The sequence below is a fragment of the Amphritea opalescens genome (genome assembly GCF_003957515.1).
GTDB classification, from domain to species: Bacteria; Pseudomonadota; Gammaproteobacteria; order Pseudomonadales; family Balneatricaceae; genus Amphritea; species Amphritea opalescens.
On record NZ_RQXW01000006.1, the window covers coordinates 109,836 to 133,441 of the forward strand.

The window sequence follows — 23,606 nt, forward strand, 5'->3', positions numbered from 1 at the left end:
TCCGTTTTTTTATGTTCGTTGATTATCCTTTTGTTTTATCACTCAGCCGGCAACCGCTGGTCATGGAGCAGCTGCTCAAACGCACCGAGATCCACCGCCTTTGAGTAGAGATAACCCTGACCATAATCACAGCCCAAGTCCAGCAACAAGCGATGCTGCTGCTCAGTCTCAATCCCTTCGGCCACCACCTTAATACCCAAGTTATGAGCCATCATAATAATCGCCTTACATAACATATAGGCATCGGACGAGAGGGTTAGATTTTTCACAAAGTACTGATCGATTTTCAAGTAATCGATATCATACTCGCTAATATACGCCAGACTTGAATAGCCGGTGCCAAAATCATCTAAAGCGACCTGTACTCCCGCTGTTTTAAAGGCATTCATCTTCTCACGAATTTCAGCCGAGCGGCTCATCATCATCCCCTCGGTGATTTCCGCCACTACCGATTGGCCGGATAATCCCATCGAGCTTAGCTGTTGAAGCCAGGTAGAAATATTACTATCGAGGCTTTCAAACTGTATCGGAGAGATATTCACGCTTAGCTGAAAGTCAGGATCATAGTGCTGCTGCAACATCTGTACTGTTTTACTCGCCTCTTCCAACACCCAGCGACCGATCGGTAAAATCAGATTCGACTCTTCCGCCGTCGAAATAAACTCATCGGGCATGACTAACCCTTTGCTTGGATGCTGCCAACGAATCAGTGCTTCGGCTTTACTGATCGAACGGTCGACCATCAACACCTGCGGTTGATAGTAGAGTACAAACTGATGCTCAGAGACCCCTCGGCGTAAGTCAGCGATCAGCTGCATTCTTGTCACCGCCTCTTCTTGCATCTCTCGGGTGAAATACTGGAAACAGTTCCGGCCACGCTGTTTCGCCGCATACATCGCTTGATCCGCCGACTTGATAAGATCATTAGCGTTGCTAGCATCATTCGGATAGAGCGTAATACCGATACTGACGGTCAGGTAAGCTGTTTCGTCACCCAAGAGGTAGGGTTGCGACAATGCATGCAATAACTCTTCGCTGATGGAGTTCACCACATGCATATTTTTAACTTGGCTGAGGATAACCATAAATTCATCCCCGCCCTGTCGCGCCACGGTATCGATCGAACGGACGGTGGCGGAGATACGTGAGGCGACCTGTATCAACAACTGATCACCGATGGCATGGCCAAGGGTATCGTTAACCTCCTTGAACAGATCCAGATCGAGTAACAACACCGCGGTCGGCAGCCCATCCCGATCGGTATGTTCAAGCTCCTGCTTCATCCGATCGCCCAGCAGTTTTCGGTTAGGCAGGCCCGTCAGGATATCCATATGTGCCTGCTGCCAAATCATCTCCTCGGCCTGCTTTTTCTCGGTAAAATCAATAAACATGGCGATACGTCGAGACGGTAAACCCAGGTCATCATAAACCGTGTTAATCGTTAACCATACAGGGTATAACTCGCCATTTTTTCGCTGGTTGTAGATCTCTCCTTCCCAACAGCCTTCACGAATTAACTTCTGCCAAAGCGCCTCATACCCCCCCTTATCCTGATAACCCGACCGGAGCAGATCTGGGGTTTTACCCACGATTTCATCGAGGCTGTAGCCTGATGTCTGACTAAAAGCGGGGTTCGCATCGATGATCAAACCATCGGCATCGGTCACCAAGATACTCTCACTCATGGCATGAAAGACCATGGCCGATAACTCCAATCGACCATCCGCCTCTTTCTTAGCCGTAATATTACGCACCACCATCACCGACTGCTCAACGCCAGCAATCCGGTTTAGACGGGCTTCGAAATACTGTTTACCCTGAGGTGAATCGAGACTGTACTCCCAAGCGACCGATTGCTTATCTTGATTCAGTTGCTGTAGATGACCGGCAAAATCAACCGACTCAGGCATCACTTCGCTGATCGGTTTCTGTAAAAATTCATCGACAGAGGCATATAGACCGGATTCAACATCCGCTTTGAAATCAAGAATGGTGCCATCATCAGCCAGCCGAAAATACAGATCGGGCAGCGCCTTAAAAACCGAGTTTAGCTCTTCATTTCGTTCCAATGCTTGCTGTTCAGCTTGCAAACGTTTCTGCGCCATATCTTGAAACTGTTGCTGTAACTGCATAATTTGAGGGGCCCCCTGAGACAGCGGCACATCGGTAAAATGACCTTCCGATAATAGCCGTGTCGCTCGGGTCAATTGAGACAAGGGATCAAGTACACCTCGTTTCAATCCTTTAATGGCCATCATCAGCACGAGGAACATAACGCCGCACATCAGCACCAAACTCAGATACAGTTGCCGACTCGCCGCAGCAATCTCATCTTCAACGGGAATACCGAGGCTAAAGGAAATCACTCGGCCGGAGGGCGTTCTGTAGAGTTCAGAGGAGAAATAAACCCGCCGAATACCATCCTGATCCACTAGAATGGGGCCTTTTTCTGCGTCGGTTTCCTGAGAATATGACGATGCTTGGGTACCTATTCGATCTTTTGCCAATGGATAGTGAGCAATAACCAAACCATCGGCATCGCTAATCATCGCCACGGAATTCGCTGGCAAATCTGATTCTGCCAAATACTGATTCCACCAGTTAAGTGCAACGACCGCCACCACGGCACCGACAACAGTGTTCTGATCATCGATCACAGGGTAGGCAAAATTAATACTAACCTCATCCACCGCTCGGTCCAGTTGATACTCGCCGATCGCAAACGTACGATGCTCGATAGCCCGCTGAAAGTAGCCTCGATCGGCCACGGAGATAGGTTTCTCAATAGGAAGGGCGCTGCAGAGCAGTTGGCCGTCATGGCGAGGAACGCCTAAATTGACATAGTCGGTATTCAATTTAAAGATGCTAGCTAAATAATCAGAACAGGCAGGAGAAGAAGGTTGTTTAACGGCGGCGGTATCCGCCAATATCTCAAGATAGTGGCGCGTATTTTCCACCAACTGCTGTTGATGCAATACCGAGTGCTGTACCACAAAACGAGCCTGTTCACGGCTCACACTGATCGCTGACTCACGTAGCTGCTGCACATGAATAATCACCATCAGAAAGCCGGGTAATGCGACTAGGAACAGCAACAAAATTAGCCGGTTTTTCAGCGAGCCGAACAGATAACTCATTATCATTTTTTGCTTTCCTTAGCCCCACACCTAAACCCATCAATACAGCCCATCAATACAGCAAGCCGGACATCTATCAGATCAGGACAAACAACCCGACGGCAACAACAAGTGATGCATGGTTCGCATTCACTGGCTTTAATATAGTAGTGTGATTTTATCCAATTAACCTTAACTCAGTAAGGTTTTTCCCTTAATTGCAGCGATTATTCAATATTACCTCTTTTCTCGTCACCGGTATCGCATCAATAGAAAAAACACGCGCCGCCGTGAAAGCTTTTCCTATGAATGATGTCGATGCCATCTAAACCATACCTTCTAAACCATTCATCTAAACCATTCCATCTAAACCATAGTTAACTCGGACATTATGGGATATAACTGAAAGAATATGTGAACATTCCGATCAATGACCAACCGCGCAATCATTTGGCCTTCTGTTTGCCGCTGAATCGATCATAAGGACATTGTTATGAAACGCTATTTTGAAAATCTAGCTAAAGCCCTGTTAGGGCAAAACTACAACGCGCTCGCTGAAAATGAACAAAAAGTCATTAACAGCATTGCCGAACATACGACGGTTTCCGAGAACGTCAATGATGCATTCAGCGACAGCCTCACCACCGGACAAAAAATTGCCGATGTGGTTGCTCGATTTGGCGGCTCTTGGTGGTTTATCTCACTGTTTTTTATGTTTATCATCGCTTGGATTCTAACCAACAGTTATCTGCTGATTGACCAACCCTTCGATCCCTACCCCTATATCTTATTAAACTTGGGGCTTTCCAGCTTGGCGGCATTTCAAGCCCCCATCATTATGATGTCGCAAAATCGTCAGGCCGCTAAAGACCGGATCAAACAGGATGCGACGTTCGAAATAAACCTGAAACTTGAGCTACAGGTGATGCGTTTACACACTAAACTGGATCTACTCAGCGAAAGGCTCACCCCGCCGACAGCAAGTACAGCCGAGGATTAAAGATAAAAGATGAAATACGTTATCGTTTTAGCCGTCATTGCGGCATACATCCTCGCCTTGCGCTTTATCAACCGCCATATCAATCGGTTAGGTGAACTCAAAGGCACCGATGCTTACCGGCTAAAGTATATTGCCAAGACGCTCAATATCGCCTTAACCCTGCTGTTTTTCACGCTGTTAACACTCATATTGGGCATTCAATATGCCCAGCTATCGGTGTTTTTATCCTCGGTATTTGCCATTATCGGCGTGGCGATGTTTGCCCAGTGGTCGATACTCAGCAATATCACCGCCAGCTTAATCATCTTCTTTGGCTTCCCCTATCGTGTGGGGGATTTCATCAAGATCGTCGATAAGGATGATGATATCCGCGGTATCGTCGATGAGATTACCCTATTCCATGTCATCATTAGGCGGCAAGGTGAGATCATCACCTATCCCAACACACTGATTCTGCAAAAAGCGGTGATCAAGTTTGATCACCCAACGCCTAACCAAGCGATGCCCAGCGAGACAGAACTCGGCGAGTCCACGGTCGCCACTCAAGCTAGCGTAGACGTTCAATTAACAGATGCTCAACCTAAAGAGGCTCAACCTAAAGAGGTTCAGCCTAAATAGATTCGACCTAAAGAGCGTTAAACAGAGGGGTTCGCACTCACGATTTCGCACACCTCATCGGACACATTGCGAAACCGATGCGGGCGCTGACTATTGAAATAGTAACCATCGCCGGCTTTCAGGTGATAAACCTGAAAGCCCACCGTCAGTTCGATCTCGCCGCTGATCACCAAGCCGGCTTCCTCTCCTGGGTGCTGCAACATTTCACTGCCGGTTTCAGCGCCCGGCTCATAACGTTCCCTCAGTAGATCCATCGAACGCCCTTTATGACGGGCGCCAATGAGTTTAAGGCTGAGATTATTAGAACCGATATCGGGCATCTCTTCAGCTTTATAGACGATGCTCTCGGGCTCAATCTCTTCGAGTTCGAGCGTAAAGAAATCACCAATAGAGATAGGAATCCCCGATAACACCTTTTTCAATGAACTCACCGAAGGGCTCACCCCGTTCTTCTCAATCATTGAGATGGTGCTATTCGTTACCCCAACCCGTTTCGCCAGTTCCCGTTGCGAAAGTCCATTCATTTTGCGAATCGCTTTTAAGCGTTCACCTACATCTAAATGTTCCACTTCAGAATCCGCCGTCAGTTATTTCATTGATGAGCATAATCGCATATCTACATAACGCTGTGTGCGAAATATTTTATAGAAATAGAGGCTTCGGAGAAAGTACTAGTGATCAGCCTGCAAGAAGTGATGCCGCCTGACAATCAAGGTGCAGCCTGTCGTGATGACCTTAACGGCGCTTAGAATGCCTCACCCTGTGACAACCTACTTAGCCTGCTGTGTGCAGAAACACACGCGACTACTCCCCATCAAATCACACCAACTATGTTTGATAGGCATAAAAAAACGCACCTCAAAGAAGTGCGTTTTGTGTTACCAAGCTAACTAGCCTTATAAACCACCAACGAGGGTGTATTTAATTTCTAGATAATCTTCTATGCCGTATTTAGACCCTTCACGGCCGGTACCCGATTCTTTAACTCCACCAAAGGGCGCCACTTCGGTCGATAGAATACCGTCGTTAACCGCCACCATACCGTACTCCAACGCTTCGGATACACGGAACACTCGGGCGTAATCACGGGTGAAGAAATAAGCCGCTAAACCAAATTCAGTATCGTTAGCGATACGTACCGCCTCCTCTTCAGTATCAAAGCGGAACAGCGGTGCGACAGGGCCAAAAATCTCTTCATGGGCCAAACGCATATCATTATTAATATCGGCAATAATGGTTGGTTCATAGAAGTTACCGCCCAATGCATGCGGCTTACCACCGGCAATGATTCGTGCGCCCTTTGCCACCGCATCTTCGACCATTGAGGTCACCTTCTCAACCGCCGCACGGTTAATCATCGGCCCCTGCTCAAACTCACCCTCTAGGCAGTTACCCACTTTCAATTTAGCGACTTCAGCAGCATAACGCTGAGCAAACTCTTCATAGATGCCGCTTTGAATCAGCAAGCGGTTGGCACAGACACAGGTTTGACCCGAATTACGATACTTTGAGGCAATCGCTGCCGGAATCGCTTTATCTAAATCGGCATCATCAAACACGATCAAAGGCGCATTACCGCCTAGCTCCATCGAGGTTTTCTTCACGGTATCAGCGCACTGACGCATTAACTGCTTACCCACTGGGGTAGAACCGGTAAAGGATAACTTACGGACAACCGAACTATCGGTTAGCGCCTTGCCCACTTCAATCGGCCGTTTAGTGGTCAATACACTGATAACACCGGCAGGAATACCGGCCCGATCAGCCAGTTCCATCAAAGCCAACGCGGATAACGGCGTATCTTCAGCCGGTTTAATAATCATGGTGCAACCCACCGCTAACGCGGGTGCACACTTACGGGTAATCATCGCGTTGGGGAAATTCCAAGGCGTAATCGCGGCGGTCACACCGATCGGTTCTTTAGTGACGATAATACGTTTATCCGCCGCATGGCTCGGAATCACATCGCCGTAAGCCCGCTTGCCCTCTTCTGCGAACCACTCGATAAATGAAGCACCGTAGAGCACTTCACCGGCGGATTCCGCCAGTGGCTTGCCTTGCTCTGCGGTCATCAGCATCGCTAGGTCATCTTTATTGGCCACAATCAACTCATACCATTTGCGTAACAGAACCGAACGCTCTTTAGCCGTCTTCTTTTTCCAGCTTTTAAAGGCCACATCGGCAGCCGCAATCGCCGCTTCGGTTTCAGCAACGCCTAGATCCGGTACCGTCGCAATCTGTTCGCCGGTAGCCGGATTAATCACCGGATTGGTTTCGCCATTAAGGGCATCAATCCACTGACCGTTAACATAAGCTTGTTGTTTTAACAGGGAGGGGTCTTTCAGGGTAATCATATGAAACTCCAAAACAGCGACACCCAAAGGTATTTATCCAGAGGGTATATAAAAACAGAATAATAAGACGCGAACTAAACACCCCGTCGATAACGGCACCGCTAGCGGTCGCTATCGACGGGGGTTCAGTCGATTCATAACGAGCGCGACAAGAGGTTAACCAACCACCTTACGCGCTTTGAGTTGTGCAATATCTTCTTCGCTCAAGCCAAGGCCCGCTAACACCACATCGGTATGCTCACCTAGCATTGGCGGGGCTTTGTTATACTCGATCGGCGTGTGTGAAAACTTCACCGGATTCGCCACCGAGGGAACACTGCCAACCACCGCATGGGGTAGATCAACCCGCAGTTTGCGATGCTGCACCTGAGGATCAGCAAAGACTTTATCCAAGGTATTGATTGGCCCACAAGGCACGCCCTGAGCTGATAGATGTTCCAGCCACCAGTCACTGCTTTCATGGGTCATCAATTCAGCCACCATCGGGGTTAAATCGGCGCGATTTTCAACCCGTAAAGAGTTGGTTTCAAAGGCCGGATTCGTCGCCAATTCAGGCGCCCCAGCTAAGTTACAAAACTTAGCAAACTGCGCATCATTACCCACCGCCAAGATAATATGACCATCGGCGGTTGGAAAAGCCTCATAGGGAACGATATTCGGATGAGCATTGCCAAACCGAACCGGTGGCTGACCACCCGCCAAGTAATTCATCGCTTGATTAGCTAATGTCGCCACCTGTACATCCAGTAAAGCCATATCGATATATTGACCCACACCGGTTTCACGGCGATGCAACAGCGCCGCTTGAATGGCATTACAGGCGTACAAACCGGTCATCACATCAACCAGTGCAACACCCACTTTCATCGGCTGACCATCAGGCTCGCCGGTGACACTCATCAGCCCACCCATGGCCTGAATCATAAAGTCATAACCGGCACGCTCGGCATAGGGGCCATCCTGACCAAAACCGGTGATTGAGCAGTACACCAACGCCGGATTGACGCTTTTGAGACTGTCATAATCGAGACCATACTTCTTCAAGCCACCGACCTTATAGTTTTCGATCACCACATCAACCTCGGCCGCCAAGCGTTTAATTAACGCTTGGCCTTCCGCGGTGGTGATATCGATCGCTATCGACTGCTTGCCCCGATTGGCCGCATGAAAATAAGCCGCATCAGCGGAATGACCCTCTTCATCCTTGAGGAACGGAGGCCCCCAACTGCGGGTGTCGTCTCCGCAGTTCGGACGCTCCACCTTGATCACCTCAGCACCGAAATCAGCCAATAACTGGCCAGCCCAAGGGCCCGCCAGAATACGGCTTAAATCCAGTACCTTGATATGACTCAGTGCGCCAGCCATTAGAAGAACGCCTGAATGCCTGTCATCGCCCGGCCGAGAATCAGCGCGTGAATATCGTGAGTACCTTCATAAGTATTCACCGCTTCAAGGTTCATCACATGACGAATAACACCGAATTCATCAGAAATACCATTACCACCGTGCATATCACGGGCAACACGGGCGATATCCAACGACTTACCGCAGTTGTTACGCTTCATCAGCGAGATCAACTCTACTGGGCAGCGACCATCATCCATCAAACGGCCCATCTGCAAGCAACCTTGGAGACCCAACGAGATCTCAGTCTGCATATCAGCCAGCTTCTTCTGTACCAACTGGTTAGCCGCCAGAGGACGCTGGAATTGGATACGATCAAGGGTATATTGGCGCGCAGCGGTCCAACAGAACTCAGCGGCACCCAGAGACCCCCAGGCAATACCGTAACGGGCTTTGTTCAAGCAACCGAAAGGACCCGCCAAACCCTGTACATTGGGCAGTAGGTTTTCATCGGGTACAAACACATCTTGCATGACGATTTCACCGGTGACTGAAGCACGCAGTGAAAACTTACCTTCGATCTTCGGTGCGCTCAGACCCGGCATACCTTTTTCCAGTACAAAGCCGCGCACGACGCCATCCAGCTTCGCCCATACCACGAAAACATCAGCCACCGGTGAGTTGGTGATCCACATTTTCGCGCCTTTAAGGCAGTAACCACCGTCCACTTTAGTGGCACGGGTTTTCATATTATTAGGATCAGAACCAACATCCGGCTCTGTCAGGCCAAAACAACCGATCCATTCACCGGAAGCTAATTTTGGCAGATATTTCATCCGCTGTTGTTCGTTGCCGTAAGCGTAGATAGGGTGCATAACCAAAGAAGACTGCACTGACATGGCTGAACGGTAACCGCTATCAACCCGCTCAACCTCACGGGCAACTAGACCATAACAAACATAGTTAACGTCAGAGCCGCCATACTGTTCTGGCAGGGTAGAACCGAGCAAACCGAGTCCGCCCAATTCTTGCATAATTTCTGTGTGGAAGATCTCGTGACGGTTGGCTTCTGTAACCCGCGGTAACAGCTGACCCTGACAGTAATCGCGAGCGGCATCACGTACCATGCGCTCCTCTTCGGTCAGTTGGCTTTCAAGGGAGAACGGATCTTCCCAGTTAAATGCAGGCTTTGTAGAAGATTTGCTCATGGAACACACCTCTTTGCTTTTTCGTTATGTGCGGCGATCTAAATAGACAGCGTTTAGCACTTATTATAATGGCAATAATCACTGTATATTGTTCATTATTTTTTACAAAATCAAGTACCTTTATCCTAGGCCTAAAGCTGATTCTGTAGATCTATCGATACTACCTTTTCCCCCAGTTGAGCGTATATGCCCCAACAGGGGGAGATAACCACTAGCCTATCGGCCATGCCATTACACATCAAAACCATCACTCATCGAACACCTTCACCGGCGTTTTGCTATCGATCAGCTAGCTAAGCCATTTAACTATTGCCGAATCGATCACCGTTAGTTACCTTTATGGCAGATCTGTTAGGATAATCAAATACAGACCACTGGGGATATACTGTGCGCCACACGCTGATCAGAACGTTTTACTTGCTGGGCGGTTTCATATTCGTTTTGTTAGGTATTATCGGTATTTTACTACCGTTATTTCCGACAACGCCCTTTCTCTTATTGGCGGCGTTTTGCTTCTCCCGTAGCTCTGATAAGTTACATCAATACCTGCTTAACCAACCGCTGTTTGGGCGTTTCATCCGTGATTGGGAAGAGCATGGCATTATCCCCTTCAAAGCGAAGCTATTTTCCACCGCCATGATGCTAATCATGGTCAGTTATCCTCTGCTGTTTCTCCCCTTTAATATCGGTTTAAAAGCATTGGCAGCGGCTAGCGTCGCCTTTGCTCTCTGGTTTGTATGGAGCCGACCGTCAAACCAGCCAAGAACCTACTCGCTAGAGCAACTCGAAGATTAAATCTAAACCAAGAGGTCTGGTATGAAACGGGTAAAAACGACGAGTTGCGAAAGAGAGAAATAGATTCAAGCGCTGATAGAAAACCGCCATGCTGATACCGGCAAGCGACGATAGATCAATTCGGACTGAGGTTTGAATACGGTGAAGTTGCCAGCATGATCAAGATAGCCGCCGCGAAAATCCTACCAGAACAAAGCCAAGTAGCCTCAACGCTCATAGCCGTTAATCTATCGGCTAAAAGATGCAAAAAAAAGGCTGGGGAGTAATCCACAGCCTTTTAATTAAGGGTTATGACACCCAACCGGCCCAATAAGATCAGGCCTCTGTTTGATGCTTATCAAGAGCCGCTATCGCCTCTGCTTTCAGCTTCTGCGAATAGAAACACACCGTCTCAGACTGTTTTTTGGCGGCATACATCGCGGTATCGGCGGCCGCCATCAACTCAACAAGATTACTTCCGTCCTGTGGGAAAATCGCCACGCCGATACTATTTTCAATCACTAAGCTCGAATCTCCCAGAATGATCGGTTCTTCTAGGCACCCCGTCAGTTTATTCACGATCAACATAATATCCTTTTGACTGGGGCTATTGGGTAATAGCAGGGTAAATTCATCTCCGCCTAGACGCCCCAAGGTATCGCTATGCCGCAACACATGATTAAAGCGCCGACTCACTTCGATTAGGAGTTGATCGCCCTGCTCATGCCCTAAGCTATCATTCACCGCTTTAAAGCCATTGAGATCCATGTACAGTAACGCGACCCCACTATGGTTTCGTTGAGACAACTCTAGCGCCTGCTTTAACCGATCGAGAAATAAGCGTCTATTGGGCAACCCCGTTAGCGAGTCATAGAAAGCATAATGATGTAGCTGGTCATTCACCCGTTTCAACTCGTCGGTTCGGCTATCAACCAATCGACTCAATCGTTCATGATAACCAAAGGCCGACAAGGTAATCAGTACCGCTAATATACCAAACAACGCCTGCACCGCTAAAAAGCCCAACATATCGCCAACCTGAAGCGCTGTTATCACTCGTTCAGGCACATGCAAATTAAAGGTCCATTCATGCTGTGCATGCTTCATTATAAATTGATGATTAAGCCCCTGCTGTGCATTGATAGCCGTCAGCAGAGCGGTATCACCGTAAACCCTGTCGGTGGGGTTACCTTTCTCATAGACGTATAGATCCATGTACTTCTGCACGCTCAGTCGCAGACTGGATTCAAGGATAGCCGACACCTGAAACCCGCCCACAACAAACCCTTTTAACGAGTCATAACCGCCCATGGAATCATCCGCCGGATCAACCGACTGAAATACTGGCGAAAAAATCAAAAAGCCAGGGTCATTTTTCTCAAGCTGGACGAGCTGAATAATATCCGTGGCGACATCCGCGCGAAGCTTCTTTGCCATCTGCATACTTTTTTTACGGGCCGGATTAGCGTAAACATTAAAACCTAACGCCTCCCAATTCGACTCTAAAGGCTGAATATACTTCACCACCACTAGGGGGTCCGTCGGCAGCAACGGCTGCCCTTTAATCTTAAAGTCAGGATAGGCATGCTGCATTGTCTGCTCAAAGGCAGCCACTTCATCAGGCTCAATTAGCGGATTCCAAGAGATACCCTTAATGCCGGGCAAGTGCTCCGTCAATTGTCGGCTACGGGTAAAGAATTCCTCTTTACTGACCTCTTTTTGCTGTGCTACCCAGACCGTTAATTGATCCAACGCCTGGGTATAACTATCCATATCACGCTTAAAATTATTTTCCAGCGCTTCGGCTTGTAAGTTGAAGTTATTCTTTGTATTGATTACAACGGAATCGCCAAAATACAGCTGAGCCACCTGAAACGCGGAAATAATAATAAAAAGCGGTAACGACAAAGATATCCAGACGTGTTTAGAGTCTGACTTATCCGGCTTTCGAGTGAAGAGCCCGAGCAACAAAGGGGCCACCAAAATCACGCCAAGAAAATCGCCTCCCCACCAGGTCAACAGATTGACCCAATCCATCTGCCGCTGACCCGCTTCGCTGTAGAAATAGGCCAAAGCCGCATTACCCATCAACGCATTGATCAAACAGCAGACCCCAGCAATCACAATAAACAGCGATACCTGCTTATATGAAGGGGCATCCAATATATTGATGCGGTAATAACGTAACAGCCAGACATTAGCCCAAGCTTGGGTAATCGAGCCGAGAGCGATCACGCCCGACGCCTCCAGCACGGTCGGCGTTAGCGCACCGTTATTCCATATAGCCGAACCTGAATTAAACAGAAGAGAACCCACAAATAACGCGGGTAAGAAGCGGAAACCGAAAAGTAGACAGCCCACCAATGCAACGCCGGCGGGAGGCCATAAAGAGACAACTTGAGCCTGCGGACTATAAATCGCGAATAAACAGGCCGATCCGATATAGAGTAAAAAGCAGAGTAGATACTTACTTTTACTTATCCGGTGAGATTCAACATTCAAGCGCTAGTAACACTCCTTAGGGCGGTAACATTCATTTGGCTAGACAGTGACACAGTATCAACCAACTGTACACGTCCTTTAGTCTAGCAGGCCTTAGCCAAATCACCGTTTTTTTACGTGACGATCGAACCGAACCTAAACATAACGAACGGGCACTACAATAAATCCCCATAGCGCTCAATATTTGTCTCGCGAATAACCTCTTCAATAAAGTCTAAAAATACTTTTACGCGCACCGGCGTTAACCGGCCCGGTGGACGTACCGCCCAGATGCGCGTCTCGGGCCATATTTTATAGTCGGGTAACACCTGCACCACTCTTCCCGCTTTAATCGCCGGCCCTACATGCCACAACGAGGCCATCCCGATGCCCATATCCGCTTCCACCAAATCGGCAATCGCATCGCCCCAATTAGCACTAATCGGCCCTGAAACCGACACATCATGGGTTTCACCCGCCTGATCTTTAAAGCGCCAATGATTTGATTTGGCAAACGGAATGCAACAGTGCTGGGCAAGTTCCTGCGGCGTTTGAGGGCGACCCGCCTGCTGAAGATATCCCGGCGAGGCCACTAAGATCATCGGGTTATCGGCTATGCGACGGGCTAGTAAACTGGTTGAGTCGAGCGCGTGCATGCGAAAAGCGATATCGTATCCCTGCTCCACGATATCGATGGTTTTATCGGTGAAATCGATCTCAATTTGTAAATGGGGATACTTGGCTAATAATGCAGGGATAAAGGGCACTAGATAGATTCGTCCGTAGGAGGCCGACACCGTTAAACGAATTTTCCCCTGTACTTTATCGTCCTCACCTTTAAACACATTCCAGGTTTCCTCAACATCATCCAAGATACGTTTGGCATGCTCTAAAAACACCTGTCCATCATGGGTTAAGGTAACGACCCGCGTGGTTCGATGAAACAACTTAACCCCTAATGTCGCCTCCAACGCCTGTATCCGCTGGCTGGCATTGGTTGACGATAGGCCAAATTCCTCACCTGCACGACCAATCGCGCCAAGTGAAGTAACACGTACAAATAACGCTAAGGTTTTTAAATCCAGATCCAAGGCAGACTCCAGTAAACACACTAGATCAATATTGATGCCTATATTATCCCAAAATACAGGAAAATAATTCCTTAATTAGCCAGATGATCACTCATTACAGGAAGAATAAGATAGTTACCACATTAAGCAGCCCCTGCTAAATAACCGTTCAGCACAGAGTGAAGGATATGAAAATGAAAGCCATTGGTTATCAAGTACCCGGCAGTCTCGACCGCCAAGAAGCCTTAGTCGATATCACCTTAGATAAACCATCACCTGAGGGACAAGACCTACTCGTTAAAATCCAAGCGGTCTCTGTCAACCCAGCGGATTACAAAATGCGTCAAGCCATGCCTGCGCCCGACGGTGGCTGGAATATCTTAGGTTTTGATGCCTCTGGGGTTGTTGAAGCGGTAGGGGCGGATGTCAAAAACTTTAAGATTGGTGATGAAGTCTACTACGCTGGTTCAATGGTTCGCCCAGGCACTAACAGCGAGTTTCAGCTCGTCGATGAACGCATTGTCGCCAAGAAACCCACCAGCCTCAGCCACGCCGAAGCGGCTGCTATGCCACTCACCACGATTACCGCGTGGGAAGCTCTATTTGATCGCTTAGATGTCACTCGCCCAACCATTCAGGGCGGCAATCTGATCTTGATAATCGGTGGGGCTGGCGGCGTTGGGTCCATTGCCATTCAATTACTACGAGCCTTGACGGATCTTACCGTCATTACCACCGTGTCTCGTCCCGAAACACAGGCTTGGGTAGAAGAGCTAGGTGCTCACTATGTGATCGATCACAGCAAACCGATGGCGCCACAAATTGAAGCATTAGGATTAGGCGCGCCTGGTTTCGTGTTTTCAACCAACCACAGTCAACATCACCTAGCGGATATCGCGGAGTTGATCGCACCACAGGGCCGGTTTAGCTTAACCGATGAAGTCGAAGCCTTTGCCAGTCAGCCCTTTGTCATGAAATCAGTCTCGGTTCATTTTGAGCTGATGTTCACCCGCTCATTTTTTGGCACCCCGGATATCGACGTACAACACCAGTTACTAAGTAAAGTCGCAGAACTGATTGATGCGGGAAAAGTAAGGTCAACACTGACTGAAGTCGCCGGCAACATCAATGCTGATAACTTGAAAAAAGTCCACGCACAGCTTGAAACCGGCAAAGCCCGGGGAAAAATCGTACTCGAAGGTTTCTAAACATTTAATATCATCAGGAGCATCATCATGGCTTTTACGCAAATCATCAAATTTTCAATTAAACCCGAGTTTAACGACGCATTTACTACCGCCCTATCCGTGAATAAAAATGGCGTTGCGCAAGAACCCGGCAACCTAGAAATGCGACTCTATCGGGATAATGCTAACCCTAATCTATTTTTTGCCTACGACCGCTGGCAAGATGAGGCCGCCTTAGCGAGCCATATGCAGCAGCCATACACAAAAGAGCTGCTTGCACTGGCGGAACAAGCACAGGATAAACCGATCGAAGTCTTTACGGTTAATGACACTCAGCCTGCGCCGGTGGCATTAAAAGCGGCTAACCCAGAAGATCCTCTTTTTAACATCTTCTTTATCTTTAAAATTAAGCCTGGCAGCCGCGAAAAGCTAATCCAGCAGTTTGAAAAACACATTACCCATACCCGTACTGAAGACGGCTGCTTACTGTTCGATCTCTACACTGTCGAAGGCGATGATGAAACCTTAGTGGTCTATGAGCATTGGCGCAAAGAATCCGATGTCTGGGAGAAACATTTCAAACAGCCTTACGCCATGGAAACCGGAAAGTTAATGGAAGAGTACGTTATCGGTGAACTGGAACAGTATATGAATTTTGTCACAGCGTTATAAACAGCCGTTGTCCTAAAGGCAGATAAACCCTTTAATAACAAAGAGCGACCGACTCTTTTGAGCTAATCAAAACGCAATTCATGTAAACTTAAAGCATTCGATGTGAGTGGTACTGGGCAATAACGTCAACCACTCACAATCAATGACAGAAGATCAGGAGATAGAAGAGATGAACTTGACTGATATTGTAAAGTCTCGTTATGCCACCAAAGATTTTGATAGCAGCAAAACCATTCCCGAAGCGCTATTTAAGCAGATTAAAGATCTGCTACGCTACAGCCCTTCTAGCGTTAACTCCCAGCCATGGCACTTTGTCATTGCCGACTCACCTGAAACCCGCAAACGCATCAGCGCAGGTACTCAGGGGGCCTTTATCTTCAATGAACCAAAGGTCATGAACGCCTCGCACGTTATTCTATTTTGTGCCAAAACCGATATTGATGATGCCTATATGCAGCGCCTGCTGGACGTAGAGGATAAAGACGGACGTTTTGCCGAACCCGCCTTTAAAGAGGGCGTCAGTAATGGACGCTCGATGTTTGTTAATCTCCACCGCTACGAGTTAAAAGATGCACAGCATTGGATGGAAAAGCAGGTTTATCTAAATATGGGTACAGTACTACTCGGTGCCGGTGCACTGGGTATTGATGCGGTGCCTATTGAAGGGGTCGATACTAAAGCGCTCAACGAAGAGTTTGGTCTGATCGAAAAAGGTTATACGGCACTCGCCCTCGTTGCTCTAGGCTATCGTAACCCAGCAGACTTCAATGCAGGCTTACCTAAATCAAGACTGCCGGAAGAAGAGATCTTTACTCTGCTATCTTAATCATGAAGATCGGTTAGCTAGAGATATCAAGCTGATACTCTGTTTATCAGCAGCTGTCAGGCTTTTCTAACATTCCCCTTAGAGAAGCCTGCCTTAAAGCAATGCGCGAATTCCCGCCCCTCTAAACAGACTGTCTAGAAAATCATGTCATTTAAGCCATCGAACGATACTGCAAAATCAAACTAATAATATCGTGATCGCTAGCAACGGCTTCCATCGCTTCATCCATGCGACGTCGCTGCGGTAAAAAAATATTGAATTTATTGCGCAGCACCTCGCTCACCTGTTCATCTGAATTAGGATCAAAGGTGGTTCCCGCAAAATTGCAGATACGCTGAAGTGTAAAGGTTTTCGTGGTCATAAATATAATGTCTGCTTAAATAATAGAAGCCCTGCCCTGAAAAACTCATCAGCAGATAGCTAAAACGGCCGAGATAAGCCGAAGAATAAAATAAAAAGGGGTCAAAACAGTGAAAGCATTATTTTAAAAAAATAATCTAAAAAAGAACTAAAAAAGAACTAAAAAAGAACCAAAAAAAACAGATCTAAAAAATCAAAAAAATGTTCGCGCCCTACGACGAATGATGTGACCGGCATACAACCCAATCAGACACACATATCGAATACTAAAACAGGAGCGCGGTAAAACGACCAACCGGCAGGACTATCGAGGAGAAGCTTTGCCTAATACGATATGACGTGGACCACCGTTATTTTCACGGCCAGAAACGCCTTTATCAATTTTCTGAATTTCACCACCAGCCTCTAAGAAGGCGGCTGTCTGCTCAGCAATAGAATCATGGGTTTCATTTGCTGCTGTTTTTTTAGACTTAACTGCCATAAAAAAGGCTCCGTTTATATGGTGGCCTACCACTTTAACATTTTTTTGCCCTCTTCGTGCGGATATTTACAGCAACTCAACCGCTAACCCTCGACACCTCCCCTTAATGAATCACTGACTCTCGATCAATACAGCCATTGCAAACTACATTATTCGTACTTTTTCATGATCAATCATCAATGACTGAATATGACCAAAACCCCTTAACCCTGTTTTAACCTTGACTTTGTTATGCTCGATAATTAATAGACATTTACCGGTGTTCACCTATCGGTAGCGCGAATATTCTGCTGTCTTAAGCCTCGTCTTTATTTACTTATTAAGGAACATTCCATCATGAAACACTCAAGCTATATCGGGGGGCTAGTACTGATCACTGCTTTGGTCAGCGGTTGCCAACAAGAGCCCTCGGCTGCAAAAGCGCCATCGGTTCCTGCTGTATCCTATATCACGGTGACCACAGAGCCATACAAGATAGACAGCGAGATGCAGGCCCGAGTAGTCGCGGCACAGGTGGCTGAAGTGCGCCCCCAAGTCGGCGGTATTATTCAACAACGTCAATTTGCAGAAGGCAGTTTGGTTGAGCAAGGACAGCTGCTTTACCAAATTGATCCTGCAACCTATCAAGCCGCTTATAACGAAGCAAAAGCCAATTTAAATAGCGCTAAAGCCACACTCAACACCGCTAAATTAAAAGATCAGCGTTATGCGAAGTTGATTAAACTCGAAGGTATTTCGCAACAGGATTACGATGATGCCCACGCCGCTTATTTAGAAGCCAAAGCCAATATCGATAAATATAAAGCTGCCTTACAAACCGCGGCTATCAACCTTGAATACACCAAAATAAAAGCGCCTATTTCTGGCCACATCGGCATCTCAAGTGTCAGCCAGGGCGCATTAGTCACCGCGCAACAAACCTCAGCATTAGCCACGATCCGTACCCTAGACCCGATCTATGTCGATATGACTAAAAGCAGCACTGAGCTATTAAAACTGCGCCAACAGCTAAACGATCAGAGTATCAAACAAGGCACTACTGCGGTGACACTCTCATTGGAAGACGGCAGTGAATATCAACATCAGGGACAACTGAAAATGCAAGAGGTAGCCGTTGATACATCCACCGGCAGCGTTACCTTGCGGGCTGAATTTCCAAACCCAGAGGGTTTGTTATTACCCGGCATGTTTGTCCGCGCTAAAGTAAATGAAGGCACCGATGAAAACGCCATTCTCGCGCCTCAACAAGGGATTTATCACAGTGCCGATGGCAAAGCTTATGCTTATGTCATTGATGATAACAATCTCGTCGAAAAACGGATCGTAGAAACAGTCAGCGCTGTTGATAACAAATGGTTAGTGACCAGCGGCTTAGCGGCCAATGACAAACTGTTGGTCGAAGGTTCTAACAAAATCCGCCCCGGCAGTGAAGTTAAACCGGTACAGGTCGAAATGAACAACAAAGGCTCAATGGTAACCGTCAGTGAATCTCACGATACCCATGCCACCCAAGGGGGAGCGTAACCTATGTTTGCTCGCTTCTTTATCGACCGCCCAGTCTTTGCCTGGGTGATATCGATTATTATCATGCTCACCGGTATCGCCTCAATTATGTCGCTGCCTATTGCGCAATACCCCAGTATTGCACCACCGGTTATCAAGGTAAAAACCTCCTATACCGGCGCCGATGCGATCACTGTTGAAAACAGTGTCACACAAATATTAGAGCAACAACTGACCGGCCTTGATGGGCTCCTATACTTCTCCTCTTCCAGTACCTCTGATGGTTCGGTAGAGGTGAATATCACCTTTGAAGAGGGCACAGACCCCGATTACGCTCAGGTTCAGGTGCAAAACAAAGTCCAACAGATTACTTCACGTCTTCCTGATTCGGTGCAATCCGAAGGGGTTACCGTTACCAAATCAAACTCTGATTTCTTATTGGTCACGGCGCTTTATGATTCTACCGACCAAGCGAACGCCTTCGACATTGCGGATTATATCTCCTCTAACATGGAAGATAGCCTAGCCCGTATAGAAGGCGTCGGTGACGTGCGGGTGTTTGGTGCACAATACGCTATGCGGATCTGGTTAGACCCAACGAAGCTGGCCTCCTATGAGTTAATGCCGTCGGATATTGCCAGCGCCTTAGCCGCGCAGAATATACAGGTGCCTGCCGGTAAAATTGGTGCGGTGCCTGCACCCGCTAATCAAGAACTTAACGCAACCGTCACCGCTCAATCGATGATGTCAACGCCGGATGAGTTTCGTAATATCATCATAAAGCGTGATAGTTCCGGTGCGAATGTTCTCCTCAGTGATATTGCCCGGGTTGAGATTGGTAGTGAAAACTACGATGTTATCCCCCGTTTGAATGGTCACCCCGCGTCAGGGATCGCCATTATGCTATCACCCGGTGCAAACGCACTGGATACCGCGACCCGCGTTAAAGACAAAGTGGCTGAGCTGGAAGCAAGCCTGCCTGACGGCTATGTAGTCACCTTCCCACGAGATAGTACTGCATTTATTAAAATATCGATTAGCGAAGTGGTCCAAACGCTTGCTGAAGCGATCGTATTAGTCGTACTGGTGATGTGGATCTTCTTACAAAACTGGCGGGCTACCCTGATTCCAGCGATCGCTGTACCCGTGGTGTTACTCGGCACCTTTGGTGTGCTATCCGTGTTTGGTTTTTCAATCAATACCTTAACCATGTTCGGTATTGTATTATCCATTGGCTTACTCGTTGATGATGCCATCGTGGTGGTCGAAAACGTTGAACGTTTGATGCGTGAGGAAAACCTATCACCGCGAGACGCCACTATAAAATCGATGTCCGAAATTAGTAGTGCGCTAATCGGTATTGCCGTGGTGTTATCAGCGGTATTCTTACCGATGGCGTTCTTTGGCGGCTCAACCGGCGTCATCTATCAGCAGTTTTCTATTGCCATCGTCTCATCGATGGTTCTATCCGTGATCGTGGCGTTGACGCTAAGCCCAACCCTATGCGCCAGCCTGTTAACCAAAGAAGATCATAGCCGTCACAACAAAGGCTTTTTTGCTGGCTTTAACCGTGTTTTTGACCGCATGACCGCCTCTTACACCGGCCATGTTAAAGGTATCATCAGCCGTAAACTACGCTGGGTACTGCTATACGGCATCATTGTGGCAATTCTTGGCGTACTGATCGTGCGTATGCCAACCGGCTTTTTGCCACAGGAAGACCAAGGCAGCACCATGTTCCAAATTAGCTTACCCGCAGGCGCATCAATCAAGCGTACCCGCGAAGCGGCTGAACAAGTAGAAAGCTACTTAGCCGAGGAGGAAACCGATACGGTGGTTCGTATGTTTTCGATCGCCGGTTTTAACTTTTCAGGTAGTGGACAAAATGCGGGCATGGGGTTTGTGTCATTAAAACCTTGGGATGAGCGTCCTCGCGATGATCAAAGTGCCGATGCATTGATTCAACGGATGAATAAAAACCTATCCTCCATTCGTGATGCCAACGTTTTCGCCATGTCGCAACCGGTGATACGGGGATTAGGCCAAAGTAACGGCTTCACCTTTGAGCTACAGGCCGCTGCGGGTACTTCTCGTGAAGAGTTAACTGCCTTAAAAAATGAACTGTTAACCAAAGCACGCCAAAGCGAACTACTCGTAGCCATCCGAGAGGGTGCGTTGAGTGAAACACCACAACTTAAGATTGATATCGATAACGGTAAAGCGACCACACTTGGGGTGTCATTATCCGATGTGGCTAACACCTTAACCGCGGCTTGGGCGGGCTCTTATGTCAATGACTTTATTGATGATGGTCGGGTAAAGAAAGTCTACGTCATGGGTGATTCTGAGTTCCGCTCAAAACCTGAGGACTTAAACCAATGGCATGTGCGCGGCCAGGATGCTGATGGCAACACCACCATGACCCCCTTCTCTGCGTTTAGCTCTGTTTCTTGGTCAAGCACCCCGCAAAGCTTATCTCGCTTCAATGGTATTTCATCCTATGGAATACAAGGGGCATCGGCTAGCGGTGTTAGTTCCGGCCAAGCGATGGCGGAGATGGAACGTCTGACGGATGAAGTAGGGCAAGGCAAACTCACCTACTCATGGAGCGGTTTATCCTATCAGGAGAAGCTATCGGGTGGTCAATCAACGATGCTCTATGTCATTTCAATCCTCGTCGTATTCCTTGCGCTAGCGGCCCTGTATGAAAGTTGGTCAGTGCCTCTGGCGGTCATTCTGGTGATTCCGTTAGGTGTCATTGGTGCGGTGCTAGCATCTACCATGCGCGGCTTAGACAACGACATTTACTTCCAAGTGGCCCTGCTGACAACCATTGGACTGGCATCCAAGAATGCCATTCTGATCGTGGAATTTGCCGAAGCCTCCTATCAACGGGGTATGTCATTAGTGGATGCCGCAGTGGAAGCCGCCAAACTACGTTTACGGCCGATCATTATGACCTCACTCGCCTTTATTTTTGGCACCCTGCCGCTGGCGATCTCATCGGGGGCCGGTGCGAATAGCCGTATCGCCATCGGTACGGGTATTGTGGGTGGTACCTTCACCGCAACCCTATTGGGGATCTTCCTTGTACCCCTGTTCTTTGTGTTAATCCGCGGCGCCTTCCCATCAAGACGTCCCGTTTATAATGACGAAGCGAATAAAGAGGACACTCACCATGCTTAAGTTCAGCGCGAAAACAGCGCGCCGCACTAGGTTATTACCGCTTGCTGCGGCCATACTGCTAGCGGGTTGTAGCTCGATGGCGCCGGAATACTCCCGTAGCGAGCTACCGCTTGCCAACGATTGGCAGAACTCTCTTAGCACTGATGCTCAAGGTTTATCGGACCAGCAAGCGACACAGGTACCTTGGCAAAGCTTCATCAAAGAGCCCCGTTTAGCGCAGGTGATTGAGCTAGCACTGAGCAGTAACCGAAGCTTGCGTCAAACCCTTGCCGATGTCGATGCTGCCCGGGCCACCTACCGTATTCAACGGGCCGACCTATATCCTCAGGTGAATGCTGATCTAAGCGGCAATCGCAGCCGCTCATCAGGCGATATCAGCTCAACCTATGCAGCAGAAGCCGGGTTAAGTGGCTATGAAATTGATCTGTTTGGCAAAAATCGCAGCCTCACTGAGGCTCAAATGGAAGCCTATTTAGCCAGTGAAGCAACTGCCAAGGCTACTGAGATTTCGCTTATCAGTGAGATTGCCAATGCTTGGTTAACCTTAGCCGCGGATCAAAGCGCTTTAACACTCGCCAAAGAGACCATGAATAACGCTCAGCAAGCGATGGAGATTACTCAGAAGCGTTTGACCTTAGGTGTCGATTCTCAGATCGATTTAGTGAGTGCTGAAACGATCTACCATAGTGCGCGTTCAGATACTGCCCTCTATCAAACCCAGGTGGCACAAGATATTAACGCCCTCAACTTGCTGGTCGGCGAGCCTTTAAATAGCAATCTATTGCCTAACGCACTGCCAGAGAGCAGCACGCTCGTCACCGATGTACCAGCGGGCTTATCATCAGAGGTGTTATTGCAGCGCCCCGATGTATTAGCGGCTGAACATGACTTGAAATCAGCCAATGCCAATATCGGTGTTGCCCGAGCCGCGTTTTTCCCATCCCTGTCGTTGACCGCCACGGGTGGGATCGCCAGCTCGCTGCTATCTGATCTTTTCACTGGCGGCGCTAGCTCTATTTGGACCATCGCACCCAGCCTAAGCCTTCCCATCTTTGATGGTGGGGCGAACGATGCCAATTTAGCCTACAGTGAGGCGTTGCAACAAAAAACGCTGGCCGCCTATGAATATGCCATACAAAATGCATTTTCTGAGGTTGCCGATGCCCTTGCACGACGAGCGACCATCCAAGAGCAACTCAGTGCTGAAAACGCCTTAGTGGCCGCCTCCTCCCGCCAATATGAACTATCATTAGCGCGTTACCAAAATGGCGTCGATAGCTTTCAAAATACGTTAGAAGCACAACGGACCATGTATAGTGCACAACAGTCGTTGATCCTCACACGGCAGACAGATCTGGATAATCGTATCACCCTGTACCGTGTACTGGGTGGTGGGCTGACCAGTGACGCCGAGCAAGGCTAAACG

At 48.2% G+C, this 23,606-nt stretch carries 18 protein-coding genes; 9 read left to right on the forward strand and 9 right to left on the reverse strand.

The features are described from left to right. Nucleotides 1–38: 38 nt before the first annotated feature. Nucleotides 39–3,143 (reverse strand): EAL domain-containing protein, encoded by a 3,105-nt coding sequence (locus EH243_RS08475; protein WP_126158217.1) that lies wholly within the window; start codon nt 3,141–3,143, stop codon nt 39–41. Between the two features lie 466 nt (nt 3,144–3,609). On the opposite strand from EH243_RS08475, the gene EH243_RS08480 reads away from it, so the two are divergent. Together EH243_RS08480 and EH243_RS08485 are read left to right on the forward strand one after the other, a co-directional pair. Next, nucleotides 3,610–4,116, forward strand: a complete 507-nt coding sequence (locus EH243_RS08480) for a DUF1003 domain-containing protein (RefSeq protein WP_126158218.1) — start codon at nt 3,610–3,612, stop codon at nt 4,114–4,116. Nucleotides 4,117–4,125: 9 nt separating this feature from the next. Continuing rightward, nucleotides 4,126–4,734 carry a mechanosensitive ion channel domain-containing protein gene (locus tag EH243_RS08485; RefSeq protein ID WP_126158219.1) on the forward strand — a complete coding sequence of 203 codons (609 nt, stop codon included), beginning with the start codon at nt 4,126–4,128 and terminating at the stop codon, nt 4,732–4,734. 17 nt (nt 4,735–4,751) lie between these two features. Here the strand turns inward: EH243_RS08485 and EH243_RS08490 are convergent, their stop codons facing one another. The 4 genes from EH243_RS08490 to EH243_RS08505 form a co-directional block, all read right to left on the reverse strand. Then, nucleotides 4,752–5,303 carry a cupin domain-containing protein gene (locus EH243_RS08490; RefSeq protein ID WP_206441565.1) on the reverse strand — a complete coding sequence of 184 codons (552 nt, stop codon included), beginning with the start codon at nt 5,301–5,303 and terminating at the stop codon, nt 4,752–4,754. Between the two features lie 327 nt (nt 5,304–5,630). After that, on the reverse strand, nt 5,631–7,088 hold the full coding sequence (locus EH243_RS08495) for an NAD-dependent succinate-semialdehyde dehydrogenase (RefSeq protein ID WP_126158220.1): 1,458 nt from the start codon (nt 7,086–7,088) through the stop codon (nt 5,631–5,633). A 156-nt stretch (nt 7,089–7,244) separates the two neighbouring features. Then, nucleotides 7,245–8,453, reverse strand: coding sequence for a CaiB/BaiF CoA transferase family protein (locus EH243_RS08500; protein ID WP_126158221.1), 1,209 nt, complete (start codon nt 8,451–8,453; stop codon nt 7,245–7,247). Beyond that, on the reverse strand, nt 8,453–9,640 hold the full coding sequence (locus tag EH243_RS08505) for an acyl-CoA dehydrogenase (protein WP_126158222.1): 1,188 nt from the start codon (nt 9,638–9,640) through the stop codon (nt 8,453–8,455). Before EH243_RS08505 ends, EH243_RS08500 begins: the two co-directional genes overlap by 1 nt. Before the next feature lie 387 nt (nt 9,641–10,027). Between EH243_RS08505 and EH243_RS08510 the strand changes: the two genes are divergently transcribed. Continuing rightward, nucleotides 10,028–10,435 (forward strand): YbaN family protein, encoded by a 408-nt coding sequence (locus EH243_RS08510; protein WP_126158223.1) that lies wholly within the window; start codon nt 10,028–10,030, stop codon nt 10,433–10,435. Between the two features lie 315 nt (nt 10,436–10,750). Here the strand turns inward: EH243_RS08510 and EH243_RS08515 are convergent, their stop codons facing one another. Further along, nucleotides 10,751–12,916, reverse strand: a complete 2,166-nt coding sequence (locus EH243_RS08515; protein ID WP_126158224.1) for a sensor domain-containing diguanylate cyclase — start codon at nt 12,914–12,916, stop codon at nt 10,751–10,753. Between the two features lie 155 nt (nt 12,917–13,071). Next, on the reverse strand, nt 13,072–13,986 hold the full coding sequence (locus EH243_RS08520) for a LysR family transcriptional regulator (protein WP_126158225.1): 915 nt from the start codon (nt 13,984–13,986) through the stop codon (nt 13,072–13,074). A 173-nt stretch (nt 13,987–14,159) separates the two neighbouring features. Between EH243_RS08520 and EH243_RS08525 the strand changes: the two genes are divergently transcribed. From EH243_RS08525 to nfsB, 3 genes are all read left to right on the forward strand, one after another. Further along, nucleotides 14,160–15,173, forward strand: coding sequence for a zinc-binding alcohol dehydrogenase family protein (locus EH243_RS08525; RefSeq protein WP_126158226.1), 1,014 nt, complete (start codon nt 14,160–14,162; stop codon nt 15,171–15,173). A gap of 27 nt (nt 15,174–15,200) precedes the next feature. Beyond that, on the forward strand, nt 15,201–15,824 hold the full coding sequence (locus EH243_RS08530) for a putative quinol monooxygenase (RefSeq protein WP_126158227.1): 624 nt from the start codon (nt 15,201–15,203) through the stop codon (nt 15,822–15,824). A gap of 175 nt (nt 15,825–15,999) precedes the next feature. Further along, a complete protein-coding gene (gene nfsB, locus EH243_RS08535) occupies nt 16,000–16,650 on the forward strand; it encodes an oxygen-insensitive NAD(P)H nitroreductase (RefSeq protein ID WP_206441566.1) in 651 nt (216 codons plus the stop codon). A 151-nt stretch (nt 16,651–16,801) separates the two neighbouring features. Here the strand turns inward: nfsB and EH243_RS08540 are convergent, their stop codons facing one another. Together EH243_RS08540 and EH243_RS18525 are read right to left on the reverse strand one after the other, a co-directional pair. After that, the gene (locus EH243_RS08540; RefSeq protein WP_126158229.1) at nt 16,802–17,011 is read right to left on the reverse strand and encodes a hypothetical protein; all 210 of its coding nucleotides are present in this window, start codon (nt 17,009–17,011) and stop codon (nt 16,802–16,804) included. Nucleotides 17,012–17,314: 303 nt separating this feature from the next. Next, a complete protein-coding gene (locus EH243_RS18525) occupies nt 17,315–17,491 on the reverse strand; it encodes a hypothetical protein (protein ID WP_164549074.1) in 177 nt (58 codons plus the stop codon). A 336-nt stretch (nt 17,492–17,827) separates the two neighbouring features. On the opposite strand from EH243_RS18525, the gene EH243_RS08545 reads away from it, so the two are divergent. Genes EH243_RS08545 through EH243_RS08555 form a run of 3 tightly spaced genes read left to right on the forward strand, consistent with a single transcriptional unit; the run spans nt 17,828 to nt 23,603 of the window. Beyond that, nucleotides 17,828–19,015, forward strand: coding sequence for an efflux RND transporter periplasmic adaptor subunit (locus tag EH243_RS08545; protein WP_126158230.1), 1,188 nt, complete (start codon nt 17,828–17,830; stop codon nt 19,013–19,015). A gap of 3 nt (nt 19,016–19,018) precedes the next feature. Next, nucleotides 19,019–22,180 carry an efflux RND transporter permease subunit gene (locus EH243_RS08550; RefSeq protein WP_126158231.1) on the forward strand — a complete coding sequence of 1,054 codons (3,162 nt, stop codon included), beginning with the start codon at nt 19,019–19,021 and terminating at the stop codon, nt 22,178–22,180. Then, nucleotides 22,173–23,603 (forward strand): efflux transporter outer membrane subunit, encoded by a 1,431-nt coding sequence (locus EH243_RS08555; RefSeq protein WP_126158232.1) that lies wholly within the window; start codon nt 22,173–22,175, stop codon nt 23,601–23,603. Before EH243_RS08550 ends, EH243_RS08555 begins: the two co-directional genes overlap by 8 nt. Nucleotides 23,604–23,606 lie beyond the last annotated feature (3 nt).